Source organism: Anoxybacillus sp. P3H1B (assembly GCF_001560855.1).
GTDB classification, from domain to species: domain Bacteria; phylum Bacillota; class Bacilli; order Bacillales; family Anoxybacillaceae; genus Anoxybacteroides; species Anoxybacteroides rupiense.
This window is the reverse complement of sequence record NZ_LPUG01000012.1, coordinates 209,862-227,603: the sequence shown is the minus strand read 5'-3', so window position 1 is coordinate 227,603 and position 17,742 is coordinate 209,862. Positions and strand designations below refer to the sequence as shown.

At 43.0% G+C, this 17,742-nt stretch carries 15 protein-coding genes, 1 pseudogene and 1 riboswitch; of the genes and pseudogenes, 12 read left to right on the top strand and 4 right to left on the bottom strand.

The window, feature by feature from the left end; translation table 11 throughout:
• The first annotated feature begins 58 nt into the window (after nucleotides 1-58).
• Both AT864_RS18135 and AT864_RS17540 read left to right on the top strand, forming a co-directional pair.
• Nucleotides 59-211: a hypothetical protein gene (locus AT864_RS18135; protein WP_172798648.1), complete on the top strand. Its 153-nt coding sequence runs from the start codon at nucleotides 59-61 to the stop codon at nucleotides 209-211.
• A 2-nt stretch (nucleotides 212-213) separates the two neighbouring features.
• Nucleotides 214-387: a DUF3813 domain-containing protein gene (locus tag AT864_RS17540; protein ID WP_082741659.1), complete on the top strand. Its 174-nt coding sequence runs from the start codon at nucleotides 214-216 to the stop codon at nucleotides 385-387.
• An 89-nt stretch (nucleotides 388-476) separates the two neighbouring features.
• Here AT864_RS17540 and AT864_RS08395 read toward each other — a convergent pair.
• Nucleotides 477-740, bottom strand: a pseudogene (locus tag AT864_RS08395) (YitT family protein); the annotation flags it as partial.
• Between the two features lie 104 nt (nucleotides 741-844).
• On the opposite strand from AT864_RS08395, the gene AT864_RS08390 reads away from it, so the two are divergent.
• The 7 genes from AT864_RS08390 to AT864_RS08365 all read left to right on the top strand — a co-directional run bounded on the left by AT864_RS08390 (nucleotide 845) and on the right by AT864_RS08365 (nucleotide 7,708).
• Nucleotides 845-1,708 (top strand): DegV family protein, encoded by an 864-nt coding sequence (locus AT864_RS08390; protein ID WP_066148244.1) that lies wholly within the window; start codon nucleotides 845-847, stop codon nucleotides 1,706-1,708.
• A 62-nt stretch (nucleotides 1,709-1,770) separates the two neighbouring features.
• Nucleotides 1,771-1,902, top strand: a complete 132-nt coding sequence (locus AT864_RS17535) for a DUF3941 domain-containing protein (protein WP_082741658.1) — start codon at nucleotides 1,771-1,773, stop codon at nucleotides 1,900-1,902.
• A gap of 679 nt (nucleotides 1,903-2,581) precedes the next feature.
• Complete coding sequence (locus AT864_RS08385) at nucleotides 2,582-3,247, top strand: response regulator transcription factor (protein WP_066148242.1); 666 nt, start codon at nucleotides 2,582-2,584, stop codon at nucleotides 3,245-3,247.
• 9 nt (nucleotides 3,248-3,256) lie between these two features.
• On the top strand, nucleotides 3,257-4,381 hold the full coding sequence (locus AT864_RS08380) for a sensor histidine kinase (RefSeq protein WP_066148240.1): 1,125 nt from the start codon (nucleotides 3,257-3,259) through the stop codon (nucleotides 4,379-4,381).
• A gap of 100 nt (nucleotides 4,382-4,481) precedes the next feature.
• Entirely contained in the window at nucleotides 4,482-5,420 is a 939-nt protein-coding gene (locus AT864_RS08375) for an ABC transporter ATP-binding protein (protein WP_066148238.1), read from the top strand.
• A 19-nt stretch (nucleotides 5,421-5,439) separates the two neighbouring features.
• On the top strand, nucleotides 5,440-6,561 hold the full coding sequence (locus tag AT864_RS08370) for an ABC transporter permease (RefSeq protein ID WP_066148236.1): 1,122 nt from the start codon (nucleotides 5,440-5,442) through the stop codon (nucleotides 6,559-6,561).
• Between the two features lies 1 nt (nucleotide 6,562).
• Entirely contained in the window at nucleotides 6,563-7,708 is a 1,146-nt protein-coding gene (locus AT864_RS08365; protein WP_066148233.1) for an ABC transporter permease, read from the top strand.
• 93 nt (nucleotides 7,709-7,801) lie between these two features.
• Here AT864_RS08365 and AT864_RS08360 read toward each other — a convergent pair whose 3' ends face one another.
• From AT864_RS08360 to AT864_RS08350, 3 genes are all read right to left on the bottom strand, one after another.
• Nucleotides 7,802-9,454: a methyl-accepting chemotaxis protein gene (locus tag AT864_RS08360; RefSeq protein ID WP_066148231.1), complete on the bottom strand. Its 1,653-nt coding sequence runs from the start codon at nucleotides 9,452-9,454 to the stop codon at nucleotides 7,802-7,804.
• Between the two features lie 14 nt (nucleotides 9,455-9,468).
• Entirely contained in the window at nucleotides 9,469-10,446 is a 978-nt protein-coding gene (locus AT864_RS08355; RefSeq protein WP_066148229.1) for a BMP family protein, read from the bottom strand.
• A 103-nt stretch (nucleotides 10,447-10,549) separates the two neighbouring features.
• The gene (locus AT864_RS08350) at nucleotides 10,550-11,416 is read right to left on the bottom strand and encodes a S1 RNA-binding domain-containing protein (protein WP_156450514.1); all 867 of its coding nucleotides are present in this window, start codon (nucleotides 11,414-11,416) and stop codon (nucleotides 10,550-10,552) included.
• A gap of 84 nt (nucleotides 11,417-11,500) precedes the next feature.
• Here AT864_RS08350 and AT864_RS08345 point away from each other — a divergent pair, with 84 nt between their 5' ends.
• The 3 genes from AT864_RS08345 (at nucleotide 11,501) to metH (ending at nucleotide 17,653) form a co-directional block, all read left to right on the top strand.
• Entirely contained in the window at nucleotides 11,501-11,992 is a 492-nt protein-coding gene (locus AT864_RS08345; RefSeq protein ID WP_066148227.1) for a YajQ family cyclic di-GMP-binding protein, read from the top strand.
• A 229-nt stretch (nucleotides 11,993-12,221) separates the two neighbouring features.
• Nucleotides 12,222-12,325, top strand: a riboswitch (SAM riboswitch).
• A gap of 74 nt (nucleotides 12,326-12,399) precedes the next feature.
• Nucleotides 12,400-14,253: a bifunctional homocysteine S-methyltransferase/methylenetetrahydrofolate reductase gene (locus AT864_RS08340; RefSeq protein ID WP_066148225.1), complete on the top strand. Its 1,854-nt coding sequence runs from the start codon at nucleotides 12,400-12,402 to the stop codon at nucleotides 14,251-14,253.
• Nucleotides 14,246-17,653, top strand: coding sequence for a methionine synthase (gene metH, locus AT864_RS08335; RefSeq protein WP_066148223.1), 3,408 nt, complete (start codon nucleotides 14,246-14,248; stop codon nucleotides 17,651-17,653). The genes AT864_RS08340 and metH overlap by 8 nt, the downstream gene beginning before the upstream one ends.
• The last annotated feature ends 89 nt before the right edge of the window (nucleotides 17,654-17,742 follow it).

The following is a 17,742-nucleotide window of genomic DNA, read 5'->3' as shown; positions in this document are numbered from 1 at the left end:
CACGGTTACAATATAAACGACGCAGCGATGCGTCTTGATTTTCAAGGGGGAATGCGTCTTGGGTAAACGAAATAAATCAAAGCGGTTTATTCAGCAAAGCACGGATGCTGTGGAAAAACATGATGAGAGAATCCCTTATCACATGACATATGCGGAAGCCGAAGAGCGAAAAGCAAAAGAAGCGATCGAAACTTCCCTTGGAGGATACTAACTGTGGGGAGCCGTTTATTTCAAGAAGCTCAGAAAGCCGTTATGACTGCAAAAGTAACAACAGAGGAACAAACGGTTGAAAAAGCGAAAAACGCTTTATCTTCTGCTTATACTCATTCGAATTTGGCAGAAAAAAGACAGCTGCGGCAACTGCAGAATGAATTAAACGATTTATAATCATTTTAAAGAAGCCGCGGGTTGATCCGCGGCTTCAACAAGTTATAGGCAAACTCTCGATCCTCTAAAAAACAGCGACATAAATGCTACGCTAAAAAACTGTATAGCGTAAACGATTCCCCTATTTTTTTCCACCCTAAAATGGCCACAGGAATATTCAGCAGGAATAAGAGCAATCGTGTCGAAAGATGATAAGGAGTATAATCTTCCACAAGCTTTGAAGCAAGCTGAGCAATACCAGCAAAACCGCTCGTATAAACGTTGGCCGGAATCAAAAACAGATTCATCGCTGCCGCATTCAGCAGCGCATCCATTAACACGATCACCAATTTTTTTACCTGCAGTCCAATCATCGTATCACTCCGTATCAGAAAAGAGAAATTGTATTTTTGTTGTTAACTCGTTACACTTATAAGGACGAAATCATTTTTTATTTTATAGTGAGAAGGTGAACACAATGTCGATTCATATTGTAGCGGATAGCGGTTGTGATTTGCCATATTCTTTTTTGCAGGAGCGCCATATTTATTTGCTCCCTCTTATCGTTCATTTAAGCGGCCGCGACTATGAGGATGCCGTCACCATCGATCCAAAGCAGGTGTATGAGGCGATGCGCAACGGGGAAGTGGCAAAAACATCCCAAACAAGCCCACAAAAAATAAAGGAAGTATTTTCCGAGCTGGCTAAAGACGGGCGCCCTGCTCTCTATATCGCTTTCTCATCAGAGTTGTCGGGTACATATCAAACCGCCATGATGATGCGCGAAGAAGTTTTAGAACAATATCCTGATTTTCAATTAACGATTATTGATTCCAAATGCGCATCGCTTGGCCTAGGGCTTGTGGTCATGAAAGCAAGTGAGCTCGCACAAAAAGGAATGCCTTATGAGCAGCTATGTGAAACAATCGATGCTTATTGCAGCCGAATGGAGCACATCTTTACGGTTGACAACTTAGAATTTTTAGCGCGCGGCGGGCGAATCAGCAAGGCATCAGCTGTTGTCGGAGGCCTTTTAAACATCAAGCCGCTCTTGCACGTAGAAAACGGCAAACTTATTCCGCTTGAAAAGATTCGCGGGCGCAAAAAAGTGCTAAAGCGAATGCTTGAGTTGATGGAAGAGCGCGGAAGTGATTTGCAAAAGCAACTCATCGGCATAAGCCACGGCGATGACGAGGAAACCGCATTAGAACTTAAGCGGCAAATTGAAGCCAAATTCGGCTGTACCCGCTTTTATATCTCCCAAATTGGAGCAGCCATCGGCTCACATTCGGGTCCTGGGACACTTGCCCTCTTTTTCTTAAACGAATATATTGAAGCATAAAACATTCTCTTGTTGCTCACACTATCGCTAGACAACCTCTAAAAAAGGAGGAGAAGCTTCATATGGCTCATACAAGCGATAATGATAAAAAAGCACGAGACAATAACGCCAAACAGCATGAGAAAAATATGCTTCACGAAAAAAATCGACAAGCGGGAAAAAACGAATACTCAAAAAAAACCGATCATTTGTAAAAAAGCATGTTGTAGACAAAGTCCATGTTGACTTTGTCTACAACCATTTTCATATCCTTTATTGAAGGTCTCACGAAAGCGCTTGGCAGACAAGAAACGCAACCGAGTGGAGGCCATGAACGGAACAAAAACGTTCATGAGCAGACGAACGACGAGGCCCGTGACACAGGATGAAACCGCTTGGCAACAGTCTGAGGGGCTTGCAGAGCAAGCTCTTTTTTATGTGTTTTTCAGCTGAAGCTTTTGTATAATAAAAAAGCAAGAAGGACACATTTTCTATCGAATGAAACAGAGCCGTTCTAAAAAGACAACGTTTTTTACAAAAGCGCTCCCAATCTCCATGCTAAAAAATACAAACGTTAAAATATGAGGCTTCATTAGATAAAAAATAAAGGCACAAGGAGGACCAGTTCCTGCCTCTTGGTACCCATTTTCCCATGAGAACTTATACGATCACACCGAAAAGAAATAGGATTAGGCGTGTTGAAAATCCAATAAAAACCTATTAATTCCTCGCTTTTCTATCGTAGTCAGCAAGCCGTTTGCTGGCCGACTGAAGATTTTTAGCATGCCCTTCTCGAACAACGTCACGTTCTTGTTCGAGGAAAGAAGCAGAGTGCTGCCCTATCATTCTGTATTTTTTCGTAAAATATAATATAGAGAAAGGATATGAATATCCATGAAAGAGTCCGTTACGCAAACGCCCCAAACAATCAAAGTCATCATTGCGGATGATAATTCATTTGTTCGCGAAGGGATGCGAATTATATTAAGTACCTATGATGAGTTTGACGTATTAGCAACCGTCAACGACGGCCAAGAAGCTGTTGAATACTGCCAAAAATTTTCTGTCGATATTGCGCTACTGGACGTGCGCATGCCGAACATGAATGGAGTCGAAGCAACCAAGCTCATATGCGAGCAAACAAACACAAAACCTCTGATCCTTACCACTTTCGATGATGACGAATACATTTTGGACGCCATCCGCAACGGCGCAAAAGGGTATTTTTTAAAAAATACGGATCCTGAACGCATACGAGAAGCGATTAAAGCTGTATACAATGGAAATACCATTATGCAAGATGTGATTATGGAAAAAATCAAATTAAATTTAACAAACGACAAAGAACCGGAGCCAAAAATTGATAAAACGCTTTTCACAGATCGGGAAATGGAAATCATGGCGTGCATTGCTAAGGGGCTTTCAAATAAAGAAATTGCGAAGCAGCTTTTTATATCGGAAGGAACGATCGCCAATTATATTACTTCGATTTTAGATAAAACCGGATTGCAGCATCGCACACAAATCGCCATTTATTATTTGACAGGAAAAATTTATTGAGGGATCGCAATGGAGCTTTTACTGATTTTAAATAAATTCATTTTATGGTGCTATATCTGCATTTGCTATTTATATTCAGATCATATCAATGCGGCTTTGTTTGTGTTTACTTCGCTCGCTTATCTCTCCATTAATATGAGCATTTATCTTTTTAAAAAAACACAACTTAAATACAGTGGCATATGGCTATCCATGATTCTTATTTTAGCTGCGAGTTTTCAAGTGGATCCTTTCTTTATGTTGCTTTTGCCAATGAATCTATACGAATTTTTTTCTATTTACATCAATAAAAAATGGATGCTATTGATTTTGCTGATGCTTCCGCTTGCCGTGATTTCTCACAGCCTGCACCCTGCCTATTTTCTTGCAGCGTCCTTTCATTTCATGAGCGTAACGATCACTGAACAGTACGTACAAAGAGCCGCAAAATTAGAAAGCGCCCTTGACACCATGAGAAAAGATATTCATCGATTAACCAAAAGCTTAAATGATTATTATGAATATATGAAACAGTCACAATATATGCTGCAATTAGAAGAACGCAATCGGCTCGCTCAACAGCTTCACGATCAAATCGGGCATGCCATGACTGGCGCTCTGATCCAAATGGAAGCGGCCAAGCGTTTACTTGATACGAACAGCTATAAAGCGAAGGAATTACTGCAAAACGCCATCCACATTTCAAAAGATGGCATCGAAAACATCCGAACGACATTAAAGCATATAAAGCCTCGTTCTGAGCAAATGGGCGTGAACCGAGTGAAATTATTCATCGAAGAGATGGCCGCACAGCACCATAGGCACATCCCATTGGTCTGCAAAGGTGATTTGGAGATCATCACTCCCATTCAATGGAAAATTATTTATGAAAACATGACCGAAGCATTGACTAATGCCATGAAATATGCCAACGCCACCGTTATTTCTATCGAGATACACGTACTAAATACGCTTATTAAAATGGAAGTCAAGGATAATGGAAAAGGAGCAGATAAAATCAAAAAAGGCCTTGGCATCATCGGCATGGAAGAACGGGCCGCTTCCGTCAATGGCATGGTCATTGTCGATGGTACAAACGGCTTTTCCGTCACCACTCTTCTTCCTATCCAAAAACATGAACCAGTTCAGACGTAACATATGAATATTCTCATGTTAAAGAAATGAACTCATTCACTTATATGAGTTCATTTTCTTTTTTATACTGAAAACATACTGAAAATAAAGAGGTGAGATCATGAACATTTTAGAAATAAAAAACGTGACAAAAAAATTTGGTGATTTTATCGCCGTTGATAATATGTCCTTAACCGTAGCAGAGGGGGAAATATTTGGATTTCTGGGGACAAACGGAGCTGGAAAAAGCACGACCATCAACATGATCTCTGGGCTTTTGCGTGCCAATTCTGGAGAAATTAAAATCCTTGGCAAAGATATACACAAGCACAGCCGATTTGCCAAAAAAAATATCGGTATCGTTCCACAAGACATCGCGATTTATGAAGATTTGACAACATACGAAAATGTTAAATTTTTCGCAGGTCTCTATGGGCTGCGCGGTACCCAACTTCATGAGCAAGTAGAAAAAGCATTAGAGTTTGTCGGGTTAAGCGATAAACATAAAAGCTATCCGAAAAGCTTCTCCGGCGGAATGAAAAGACGATTAAACATTGCTTGCGCGATCGCCCACCGGCCAAAGCTCATCATTATGGATGAACCAACAGTAGGAATCGATCCGCAATCAAGAAATTATATTTTAAACTCTGTAAAAAAATTGAATGAAATGGGATGTACGATTATTTATACAAGCCACTATATGGAGGAAGTTGAAGAAATTTGCTCTCGTATTGCGATTATCGATCACGGCAAAATCATCGCTGAAGGAACAAAAGAGCAGCTCAAAGCCATTATTACCAATACAAAAGATGTTTGGATTGAAATCAAACCGATGGAAACGATCGATTTAAATAAAATCGAAGCCATTAGCGGCGTAAAAGCTGTCCAAATGGAGGAAAACCTAATGAAAGTCAGTTCGGATGTCAGTGTCAACAACTTAAACGACATCATTCAATGCCTCATTAACGACAAAGTAGAAATCCGTTCACTTAAAGAACAATCGCCAAATTTGGAAACTGTGTTTCTGACTTTAACCGGAAGAAGTTTAAGAGATCATTAATGCAAAGGAGGGATGTTTTTTGAATATCATTCGTATTGCGTTCAAAGAAATAAAAAGCGATTTTCGCGATATACAAACACTTGTTTTTATGCTGGCATTCCCGATTGTATTAATGCTCATACTAGGAACGGCTTTATCTAATACCTTTAATACTTCCACTTCTGTTGGCGAGATCCATGTATTATATAAAGATCAAACATCCGGAGAATTTTCAGGCTATGTTCGTCAGTTTATGAAGGAAGCCAAAAAATCCGCTCTTCATTTTAAACGAATCTCTGGCCAGCTTGATGCAAAAAAAGAGGTACAGCAAGGCTATTATGATGGATATATGACAATTACCAATGAACAAATCCAGCTATATGTAAACGATACAAACTCGATCAAAGGGAGCGTTATTCAAGGAATGGCTGCCGCATTTGCCGATCAATATAACATCGCCACAGCCGTCGCAAAAGTAAAACCCGAGCAAGTACAGCTGTTAATGAACAACAAAGTACAAAATGATTATATAAAAGAAACGTCTCTGCATTCGAAAAGACAGCCAGGCGCGATGGACTATTATGCGATTGCTATGACAACGATGATCGCCCTTTATGGAGCCTTGTCAGCAAGTTATTTAATTCGGGGGGAAAGAACGCGCAAAACGGCAGATCGATTATTGGCAGCACCAGTCCATAAATTTGAAATTTTTATTGGAAAAATATTTGGAAACATGGTTGTGAATTTTCTTTGTGTCGCCATTGTCATTACGTTTAGTAAATTCGTCTTTAAAGCCTATTGGGGACATCATCTTGCTCTAGTATATCTTGTCGTATTTACAGAAGTATTATTTGCGATTAGCTTGGGTCTTGGGATCAGCTATATCGCAAGAACAGAAGGAGCGACCAGAATGATTCTTATGATTGTTATACAGCTAGCGTCTTTCTTGGGCGGAGCGTATTTCAAAATAGAAGCTACAGGCCCAATGGAAAAATTGATAACGAACCTCTCCCCTCTCACATGGGTCAATACAGCTCTTACAAAAATCATTTATTTAAACGATGTATCAGCCGGTTCTTTCGCCATGCTGCTAAATGTCGGATTGGCAGCGTTGTTTTTGCTGATCGCTGGGACGGCGTTCACAAGACAGGAGGGATTATAATATGCAAGATGTGATGTGGTTGGTGAGACATACATTAAAAAAGACGTTTAGTAATAAAAAAAATATTTTATTGTATTTTGGCACACCGCTTATCGGCATTATCATATCCCTGCTTGTCTACAGCGGTTCTAACGAAAAAAATGTACACATCGGCATTGTCAATAACGATCCTCATTATATGACGAATGACACGATCCATTTTATCAAAGGGTTAGAACATCTTTCTGTAACGAACATTAAGGAATCAGAAATAGACGATCAAATCACATCCGGCAAGCTCGATTGCGTGCTTGTTTTTCATCCAGGCTTTTCTAAAAGTGTCCAGCAAGGACGACCCGACCATCTGCAAATTGTTTCGATTCATGGCTCGGAAATTACCGGTTTCATCAAATCGTACCTATATCACTACATCAATAATATTAGTGCGCTCGGAAAAATAGCTAACGGGGATGAACGCACATTTTTGCAAATGTACGAACGCTACCAGCAATCGCCGTTTCGGACATCGGTCCATTCGTTGAAAGATACATCGAAAAATATCGGCATGACCTATCAGACCATCGGATATTTGCTGATGATTATGCTTTTTTCAGCGGGCAATTTAGCGGAAATGATCGTGAAAGAAAAAGAGAATCGAACATACTTCCGATTATTATCCGCTCCTATTAATGGAAAAAGATACGTATTGTCAAATATCATCGTCAACATGATTGTGATGACCGGACAGATTATCCTTACATTAGTGATAATGGATCGAGTATTTCACATAAAAACAAATATTGCTTTTTGGCAAATGGCCGTTGTTCTGATGTTATTTTCACTAGTAGCCATCGGCATCGCTTTTATAACGGTCGCTTTTGCAAACAGCTCTGCTTCAGCAGGAGCGATGCAAAACTTGATCGTTGTTCCTACCTGCATGCTTTCAGGATGTTTTTGGCCAGCGGATATTATGCCTACTTTCGTACAAAAAATAGCTAATTTTCTGCCGCAACGCTGGACGCTGGATGCGTTGTTAAAATTACAGCAAGGCCATTCCTTTGGAAGCTTATATTTGAATTTGCTCATTATCCTCGCATTCGCACTGATCTTTTTCCTCATCTCGGCCTATAAGTTTGGAAGAAATAACAACGTTAATAATTTTGTATAATAGGTTTCTTAAATGTACTAGAGACAACCTTTCAGCCTTAAAACAAAAGTTCTCCACCTAAAAAACGTGGAGAACTTTTGTTTGATGATAAATTTACTCCATGCGGAACTTTGTCATCACTGTATGCAATTCATCCGTCAATTGACGCAGCACCGCCACTTTTTCTACCATTTTTTCAAAAGCGACGAGCTGTTCAGACATCGAAGCAGCAATTTCCTCGCTGCCGGCCGCCGATTGTTCGACAACCGCGCTAATGCTTTCCACATTTTGCAGCACGCTCTCGCCCAATTGTTTAGAGGCAGCCACATCTGCTACGAGCTCCTGAATATCAGCCGATATCCCAATCACCTTGCTTTCAATTTCACGAAAAGCTTCTGCTGTTGCTTCCGTTGACCGAGATTGCTGTTCAGCAATTTTCACTCCTTGCGTAACCGCAGATGAAACAGAAGCGACCCCTTGTTTAATGTGAGAAACAGTGGCAAAAATTTGCTTCGTTGCTTGCGCAGACTGCTCGGCAAGCTTGCGCACTTCTTCTGCCACTACCGCAAATCCTCTTCCCGCTTCTCCTGCACGGGCTGCTTCAATGGCCGCATTTAACGCAAGCAAGTTCGTTTGCTCCGCCATCTCCGATACAGCCTTTGCCATTTGTTCAATATCCGCTGCATGGCTAATAAACTCTTGTGTTTCCCTCTCGATCAGCGCTGTCGCTTCAGCGTTATCGCGGATCAACTTCATTTGCTCCCCAATCGCCTTTTGTCCGTTGCGAATCGCTTCTACTGCGACTTCGCTGTACTGAGCCGTTTGTTCCGTCCGTTCAGCGGTTTGTGCAAACGTATCATCCATTTTTTCGATAAGCAATACCGCTTGCTGCAGTTCTTCGGAAATACTTTGAGCGCCGGCTGATAGCTCATTCGTAGATAAAGCAACCTGCTGGTTAATTTCTGTGAGCATTTTATTTTCTTGTTCAATCTCTTTAGCAAATGTTTCAACACGCCGGCTTGCGGAATCTACGGAATGTAGCAGCCGCTGCAGCTCATGGACCATTTGGCTGAATGAAGTGTTGAGCTCGCCGATTTCATCATGATGTTTATAGGAAACAGGCTCAACAAGCAAATGGCCGCTCGCTATTTCTTTCGCGTTGGCCGCTAGATGCTCAAGAGGTTTAGTAATAGAACGTGTGAGCCGTAAACTGCTTGCGCCAGCCAATCCAAGAAGCACCATACTTCCAATGATTGCCGTCCACACCACAAAGCGGATTTGTGCTTGCATCTCTTGCTGTAATTGTTCATAAAAATCATTTGCAGCCAACTTTAAACCATATATATCATTCATAGCCCCTTCGATTCGCATCGCTTGCCGTCTGGCCTCAGACGCATCAAGAGTGTTCAAAGCTTCAATGGATTGCTCATGTACATTGGAAAATTTGGCCGTTGCTTTTTCCAATAAAGCTTGAAAATGGTTTTGCTTTAACATCTTCTTCAGCTTACGAATGAGCTGCTCTGTTTGCTGAACTTGTTCAATGGCCCCCTGCTTATTTCCTTCTGTCATATTGTAGGCAAAGTTATTTAAGCTTTGTTTCGTTGATTTCATGCTCGCTTCTAGCTCCTGAACAGTGAGAAGCACGGGCACAATATCTTTGTTGGTCGCTTGAATCGACAGCATATTGACAATAATAAATCCCATCATGCCGATCGAAAGCAAAATCGAAATCGTGGCATGAAGCCATAGCTTTTTCCGAACCGTCATCGTTATCCCCTTTTCTATTCCTTCGTTGTTACTTCACCATTTTCAATTTTTTGCTTCCATTGTTCGATCAATTTTTGTTGCGGCTCGCTCCATGCCATCACGCGAATCGGCGCAAGTCCGACGCCATTTTCCTTAAGGCCCAGTTGAACCGCCCCTTGTGGCATTTCGCCTTTTTGCACATATTGCTGTAAAATCGTAAACAGCGCCACATCCACATTTTTCACCATTGATGTGACAACCGCCTTTTCCGCATAAAAATATTGGTCGCTGTCAACGCCAATAGCATACTTTCCTTGCGCCTCCGCTTCCTTTAACACTCCCACGCCCGTAAATCCAGCGGCCGTATATACGACGTCGCAGCTGCCTTTAAACATTTCTCCCGCAAGCTTGGCGCCAAGCTGATCATTTCCAAAATCCCCGGCATACACCACGCTCACAGAAGCTGAAGGCTTTAAGGCATGAACCCCTTTTTCAAAGCCGTCGGCAAATTTGTGGATAAGCGGTACATCGTCTCCGCCAATAAAGCCAACCTGATTCGTTTTGGTCGCTAACGCCGCGACTACTCCGGCTAAAAAGCTTCCTTCATCTTCCTTAAACGTAATCGAAGTCACGTTTTTCAAATTGGACACAGCATCCACTAGAATAAAATGCTGCTTTGGATATTGCTTCGCTACTTTTTCCAAATCCTCTTGCACCATGAATCCGAGGCCGATGACAATATCATTTCCCTCTTCGACCAATTCTTTTAGCCCTTGCTCATACGTTTTCGTATCCTGCAATTCGCGATAATCGAACACAATGCCAAGCTCGTTGCGCGCTTTCATCAATCCATTGAAAGCAGAATCACTAAACGATTGATCTCCAAGTCCGACGTCAGACAACATAATACCGACTTTTACTCTTTCTTTTGTTGTGGCCGTTTCCTGCGCTGAACATCCTGAAAAAAGGCACACGACCACCATCATAACAATGATAAGACGTAGTTGCTTCATCGATTTATCCCCTTATGCTGTAATCTATCCACTATTTTTATCGGCGATATAGGGGCATCTTTTTAGCCCTGCACAAAAAAAGCGGAGTATTGTACCCCCGCTTCTATTCTTCCTTATGCTTGATATAAGTCCAGCCATTTTCTTGATAAATCCTATCTTCTTTCATAAGCCGTCCCAATGCTCTTTTAAACGCGGCTTTACTCATTTGAAAGCGCGCTTGAATATCCTCTGCATTGCTTTTATCATGATAGGGCATGGCCCCTCCTCTGCTTTCAAGGTAACGATAAATCATTCCTGCATCTTCGTCGATGCTTTCGTGCTTGCGCGGCAGCAGCGACACATTCATTGTACCGTCTTCTTTGACAGCGATGACACGCCCTTCGACCACTTCGCCAAGACGCGGTTCTCTCCTGCGTTGAGATTCGTGGATAAAACCGATATAACCCACATCTGAGATCATAGACGCTCCAGCTTTGATCACACGATATATGCGACCGCGCACATTTTGATTAAAGACGGACTCCGAAGCTTTCGTAGCAAGCTGCCGGATTGTTTCCTCATCCGCCAAGTTAGCCAACAAGCGCCCTTTCCGATCTGTCTTTAACGAACAATATAACTGATCCCCTCGCTGTGGCCATAGTGACAAAAGAGGAGGCAAATCATCGCTAGACACAAGCACATCTTTTGATATGCCAATGTCAACAAAAACACCGAGCTTTGGAACAACATCAACCACCTCCACCCAATGATATGTATCCTTTGTTATTTTGGGTGATTTCATTGTAGCGCTCAACCGTCCTTGATGGTCGTGATATAAAAAGACATGGACCTCTTCTCCGATTGCAAGCGGACGGTCTATCTCCGCTTGATGAAGCAACACTTCTTCCTGACCGCTCGCTAAAAACCAGCCAAACGGAACCTCCCGCTTTACGGTTAATGTTCTTATTTCTCCTGGTATAAGTTGTTTCATGGATGCATCTTCCTTTTTATTGTTTATCATGCTACATTTTACTATAATAAGAACGAAATGACCAAATTTTACTGGAGGTAATATATGTCAAAAGAAAGCTCATTTGATATCGTATCCAAAGTAGATTTATCTGAAGTTACTAACGCCATTCATATCGCCATGAAGGAGATTCAAAACCGCTACGATTTCAAGGGAAGCAAAAGTGACATTTCCTTAGAAAAAGACGAACTGATCCTCGTTTCCGACGATGAATTCAAACTTGAGCAATTGAAAGATGTATTAATCGGCAAACTGATTAAGCGCGGGGTCTCTATCAAAAATATTCAATACGGAAAAATAGAACCAGCCTCAGGAGGAACGGTCCGTCAACGTGCCAGCCTTGTTCAAGGCATTGACAAAGATCATGCGAAAAAAATTAATACGATTATTAAAAACACAGGCTTAAAAGTAAAAAGCCAAGTTCAAGAAGATCAAATCCGCGTCAGCGGCAAAAGCAAAGATGATCTGCAAAAAGTGATCACAGCGATCCGTGAAGCTGATTTGCCGATTGATGTACAATTTGTCAACTATCGATAGGGGTTTGTGCGCTTCGTCTTAACAGCCTAATTCCTCCGAATTAGGCTGTTTTTATAACCAAAATGCGAACTATAGATTTCCCGGCGTAAGTCCACAAACTTTGCCTGATCGTCGCCTTTTGAGCGCTGATCCGTTCCATCTAAAAAATAATCAAAATTTGCAGTTGAATATTTTCTAAAAATTATTTAAATTATAAATAACGTATTGATTGAAAATTGCATACTCATTTTTCTTATCAAGAGAGAGGGAGGGACTGGCCCTGTGAACTCTCAGCAACCTGACCGTATGTCAAGGTGCTAATTCCAGACAGGCTTGATGCTTGGAAGATAAGAAGGAGCAACCCAAAGTCTTCTTCTTATTTTTAGAAGGCTTTTTTTATTTTTTAAGAAGACGAAGGAGTGATACGCATGGGATTTTTAGAAGAATTGCAGAAACGAATCATCATCGCCGATGGGGCGATGGGAACTTTATTATACTCCCATGGAATTGACCGATGTTTTGAAGAATTGAATCTCTCCAAACCAGAAGATATTATCCATATTCATGAAGCTTATCTTGACGCTGGCGCAGAAGTCATTCAAACCAATACATATGGCGCAAACTATATGAAGCTAGCACGCTATGGATTGGAGGACGATGTAAAAGAAATCAACCGCGCAGCTGTAAAGCTAGCGAAACAAGCGGCCTCAGGCCGTGCCTATGTTCTTGGAACCATCGGCGGTCTTCGCACATTCAAGAAAAGCGCCATCACTCTTGAAGAAGTGAAACGGACGTTTCGGGAGCAGTTGTACGTGCTTTTGCACGAAGAAGTAGATGGAATTCTGCTTGAAACCTATTACGACTTAGAGGAGCTTCAAACGGTGCTCGCCATCGCCCGAAAAGAAACAACATTACCGATTATCGCCCATGTGACCCTTCACGGTGTTGGCGTGCTGCAAGACGGGACTCCGCTCAGCGATGCGCTTTCCCAATTGGAACAATTGGGGGCCGATGTAGTTGGATTAAATTGCCATCTTGGTCCGTATCATATGATTCGTTCTCTTGAAGCCGTGCCGCTTCCCAGCACCGCATTCCTTTCCGCTTATCCGAATGCTAGCCTTCCAGATTATCGCGACGGCCGCCTTGTTTATGAAACGAACGCCGAATATTTTAAGGAAACGGCTCTCTCCTTTCGCGAACAAGGCGTCCGCCTGATCGGCGGCTGCTGCGGAACGACTCCTAAACATATTGCGGCGATGGCACAAGCCTTGATTGATCGCACGCCCATTCAAACGAAACAAGTGAAACAGCAGCAAGCAAACATCTCGATTCCATCAGCAGAGCCAAAATCTGAACCGCCTTTAGAAGATATCGTAAAAAAACGGCGGTCGGTCCTTGTTGAATTAGATCCGCCGAAAAAGCTGGGCATCGGAAAATTTTTGGAAGGAGCGAAAGCGCTCAAAGAAACGAATATTGATGCCCTAACACTGGCTGATAATTCTTTAGCTACTCCGCGCATCAGCAATGTCGCGCTCGGAACCCTTATTAAGCAACAGCTAGGCATCCGTCCGCTGATCCACATTACATGCCGCGACCGCAATCTGATTGGTCTGCAATCTCATTTAATGGGATTGCATACACTTGGCATTACGGATGTACTTGCTGTCACCGGAGATCCATCCAAAATCGGCGAATTTCCTGGCGCAACATCTGTGTATGATTTGTCATCATTTGATTTAATTCAGCTGATTCGCCAATTTAATGAAGGGATTTCCTACTCCGGTCAGCCGCTTGGGCAAAAAACCAACTTCTCTATCGCTGCGGCCTTCAATCCGAATGTCCGTTATTTAGATAAAGCGGTGCAGCGGCTTGAGAAAAAGATTCAGTGCGGCGCCCACTACTTTATTTCGCAGCCGCTCTATTCCGAACAAAAAATCGAAGAGGTATACGAGGCAACGAAACATCTTGAAGCGCCGATTTATATCGGTATTATGCCGCTTACAAGCGCACGTAACGCCGACTTTCTGCATCACGAAGTACCGGGAATCACGTTATCGGACGATATTCGTTCCCGAATGGCGGCTTGCGCCCATGATCCGATTCAATCGTCGAGAGAAGGAATTGCCATCGCCAAATCGCTCATCGATGCGGCTTTTGATTTATTTCGCGGCATTTATTTAATTACGCCGTTTTTGCGCTATGAAATGACAGTCGAGCTCGTCCGCTATATTCAAGAAAAAGAACGTTCGATTTCAGAAAGGAAGGTACTTCATCATGGCTAGCCAACTGTATAATCAGCTGAAAAAGAAAATTTTAGTAATGGATGGAGCAATGGGAACGATGATTCAAAGCGCCGAGCTTACAGCTGCTGATTTTGGCGGCGAATCATACGAAGGATGCAATGAATATTTATCTGTGACCTCCCCTCACGTCATTGTACAGATTCACGAAGCCTATCTTGAAGCGGGAGCCGATATCATTGAAACCAATACGTTCGGTGCTACCAGCATGGTGTTAGACGAATATGGGCTCGGCCATATGGCGCTTGAATTAAATATAGAAGCAGCCAAGCTGGCTAAGCGGGCGGCTGAACGCCATTCCACTTCAAGCTGGCCGCGGTTTGTCGCCGGTTCGATGGGTCCAACAACGAAAACCCTTTCTGTTACCGGGGGGACAACATTTGCCCAACTTGTAGCCGCCTATGAAGAGCAAGCGCGCGGCCTATTAATCGGCGGCGTCGATCTTCTGCTTTTAGAAACGTGTCAAGATACACTTAACGTAAAAGCGGGTTTTATCGGCGTTTCACAAGCATTTCAGAAGACAGGAAAAATCGTTCCGCTTATGATATCCGGGACGATTGAACCGATGGGAACGACGTTGGCGGGACAAACGATTGAATCGTTTTTTATTTCCGTCCGCCATATGAAGCCATTTGCCATTGGGCTCAACTGTGCAACCGGGCCGGAGTTTATGACTGATCACTTGCGTTCTCTTTCTCAACTAGCCGATACAGCCGTCAGCTGTTATCCAAACGCCGGGCTCCCGGATGAAGAAGGGCATTATCACGAAACACCGGATATGTTAGCAAAAAAAATCCGCCGCTTTGCTGAGAAAGGCTGGCTCAATATCGTCGGCGGCTGCTGTGGCACAACGCCGTCTCATATTCGCGCTATCGCTGAAGCGGTTCGCGATGTCGCTCCGCGCACGATTCCAACCTCATTCTCCGTTCATGCTGTTTCAGGAATCGAGCCACTTATTTACGATGAAACAATGCGCCCGCTTTTTGTCGGCGAACGAACAAACGTCATCGGCTCTCGCAAATTTAAACGTTTGATTGCGGAAGGAAAATATGAAGAAGCAGCGGAAATTGCTCGAACGCAAGTAAAAAACGGCGCTCATGTCATCGATATCTGCCTTGCAGATCCGGATCGCGACGAAAAGGAAGATATGGAACAATTTATCCAGCAAGTCGTTCGAAAGGTAAAGGTGCCGCTCGTGATTGATTCAACGGATGAAAAAGTGATTGAGTGCGCCCTTTCCTATTCGCAAGGAAAAGCGATTATTAATTCCATTAACCTCGAAGACGGAGAGGAGCGTTTCGAAAAAATTGTTCCTTTCATTCATCGCTATGGAGCGGCCGTTGTTGTTGGCACGATTGATGAACAAGGAATGGCCATTGCCGCTGAACGAAAGCTTGAAATCGCTTTGCGTTCTTACGATTTGCTTGTCAATAAATACGGCATACCGCCACATGACATTATTTTTGATCCGCTCGTTTTTCCAGTCGGCACCGGCGACGAACAATATATTGGCGCCGCGAAAGAAACGATTGAGGGCATCCGACTCATTAAAGAACAGCTGCCACATTGTCCAACCATACTCGGTATCAGCAATGTCTCATTCGGATTGCCGCCAGTTGGCAGGGAAATTTTAAATTCTGTTTTCTTATATCATTGTACGCAAGCCGGCCTTGATTACGCGATTGTTAATACGGAAAAGCTTGAGCGCTTTGCTTCCATTCCAGCGGAGGAAGTGCAATTGGCTGAGGCGCTCCTCTTTCATACGAATGATGAAACTTTAAACATCTTTATTCAGTTTTACCGGGGCAAAACGAAAGAAACGAAAAAAACGAATACTCATTTATCGCTCGAGGAACGGCTCGCTTCCTATGTCGTCGAAGGAACAAAAGAAGGACTGCTTGAGGATTTAGAGTTGGCCTTGCAAACATATAACACCCCTCTGGATATTATCAATGGTCCGCTTATGACCGGTATGGATGAAGTAGGCCGGCTGTTCAATGACAACCAGCTCATTGTCGCTGAAGTTCTGCAAAGTGCTGAGGTGATGAAAGCAGCGGTCGCCTTTTTGGAGCCTTATATGGAAAAAACCGAAACCAGTCTAAAAGGAAAAGTGATGCTTGCTACCGTCAAAGGGGATGTGCATGACATCGGCAAAAATTTAGTGGACATTATTTTAAGCAACAACGGTTATCACGTGGTGGATCTAGGCATTAAAGTCACTTCCCAGCAGCTGATTGAAGCCGTAAAAGCCGAAAAACCCGACATTATTGGCTTATCGGGGCTGCTCGTCAAATCAGCCCAACAAATGGTGCTAACCGCTCAAGATTTAAAACAAGCCGGCATTTCCTTGCCTATTCTTGTCGGTGGAGCAGCATTATCGCGAAAATTTACCGAAAATAAAATCGCTCCAGAGTACGATGGAATCGTGCTTTATGCAAAAGACGCCATGGACGGGCTCTCCCTTGCCAACCGCCTGCAGCAAAACGAGGTTGAATATAAACGAAAGGAACAAAGCTTTACGGTATCAGCGTCATCATCGCAAACGGCTACTCTTGTTCGGTCCAATGTATCCATCCATGTTCCAGTATATGTTCCGGCAGATCTAGAGCGTCATGTCCTAAAAGATATCCCGATCGCTCACATTGAGCCGTATATTAACTGGCAAATGCTGCTCGGACATCACCTTGGCTTGAAAGGAAAAGTGAAAAAGTTATTAGCGGAACAAAATGAAAAAGCTGTTTTTCTCAAACAATTGATAGAGGATCTTCTCTCTGCCGCCAAACAGCAACAGTGGTTAAAGCCAGCGGCTGTCTATCAATTTTTTCCCGCTCAAAGCGATGGAAACCGTATTTATATTTACTCGCCGAAAGATGCAAAAACCACGATCGAAACATTCGAGTTTCCGCGGCAGCGCCAGTCACCTTATCTTTGTTTGGCTGATTATATCAAGCCGGTGGAAAGCGGGCAGCTTGATTATGTAGGATTATTTGCCGTGACCGCTGGAACAGGCATCCGTGAGCTAGCGCAAGAATGGAAAAAAAGCGGCGAATTTTTAAAAAGCCATGCAATTCAAGCGCTGGCGCTTGAAGTAGCAGAAGGGCTGGCTGAACGGATCCATCAAGTCATGCGCGACCGTTGGGGATTTCCAGACGATCCTGATTTCACAATGGAGGAACGGTTCGCCGCCAAATATCAAGGACAACGCTTTTCTTTTGGCTATCCGGCATGCCCAAACCTAGAAGACCAAGAAAAACTGTTCCATCTTTTGCATCCAGAAGAGATCGGGATTGATTTAACGGAGGAATTTATGATGGAACCCGAAGCCTCTGTATCTGCCATCGTTTTTGCTCATCCAGAAGCGAAATACTTTAATGTATTGTAAAAAAGCTGGCGAATGCCAGCTTTTTTGTTTCGTCTGATCGAATGTCGCCAGTCACGTATTTCTTTTATCATCATCATTTTTTGAGGGAT

What these genes read in the sequence shown, in the direction of transcription:
- AT864_RS08345 (WP_066148227.1), top strand. Translation starts at nt 11,501, where the DNA reads ATGTCAAAAGAAAGCTCATTTGATATCGTATCCAAAGTAGATTTATCT.
- AT864_RS08355 (WP_066148229.1), bottom strand. Translation starts at nt 10,446, where the DNA reads ATGAAGCAACTACGTCTTATCATTGTTATGATGGTGGTCGTGTGCCTT.
- AT864_RS17535 (WP_082741658.1), top strand. Translation starts at nt 1,771, where the DNA reads ATGGCTCATACAAGCGATAATGATAAAAAAGCACGAGACAATAACGCC.
- AT864_RS08365 (WP_066148233.1), top strand. Translation starts at nt 6,563, where the DNA reads ATGCAAGATGTGATGTGGTTGGTGAGACATACATTAAAAAAGACGTTT.
- AT864_RS08350 (WP_156450514.1), bottom strand. Translation starts at nt 11,416, where the DNA reads ATGAAACAACTTATACCAGGAGAAATAAGAACATTAACCGTAAAGCGG.
- AT864_RS08375 (WP_066148238.1), top strand. Translation starts at nt 4,482, where the DNA reads ATGAACATTTTAGAAATAAAAAACGTGACAAAAAAATTTGGTGATTTT.
- AT864_RS08385 (WP_066148242.1), top strand. Translation starts at nt 2,582, where the DNA reads ATGAAAGAGTCCGTTACGCAAACGCCCCAAACAATCAAAGTCATCATT.
- AT864_RS08380 (WP_066148240.1), top strand. Translation starts at nt 3,257, where the DNA reads ATGGAGCTTTTACTGATTTTAAATAAATTCATTTTATGGTGCTATATC.
- AT864_RS08390 (WP_066148244.1), top strand. Translation starts at nt 845, where the DNA reads ATGTCGATTCATATTGTAGCGGATAGCGGTTGTGATTTGCCATATTCT.
- metH (WP_066148223.1), top strand. Translation starts at nt 14,246, where the DNA reads ATGGCTAGCCAACTGTATAATCAGCTGAAAAAGAAAATTTTAGTAATG.
- AT864_RS08360 (WP_066148231.1), bottom strand. Translation starts at nt 9,454, where the DNA reads ATGACGGTTCGGAAAAAGCTATGGCTTCATGCCACGATTTCGATTTTG.
- AT864_RS08340 (WP_066148225.1), top strand. Translation starts at nt 12,400, where the DNA reads ATGGGATTTTTAGAAGAATTGCAGAAACGAATCATCATCGCCGATGGG.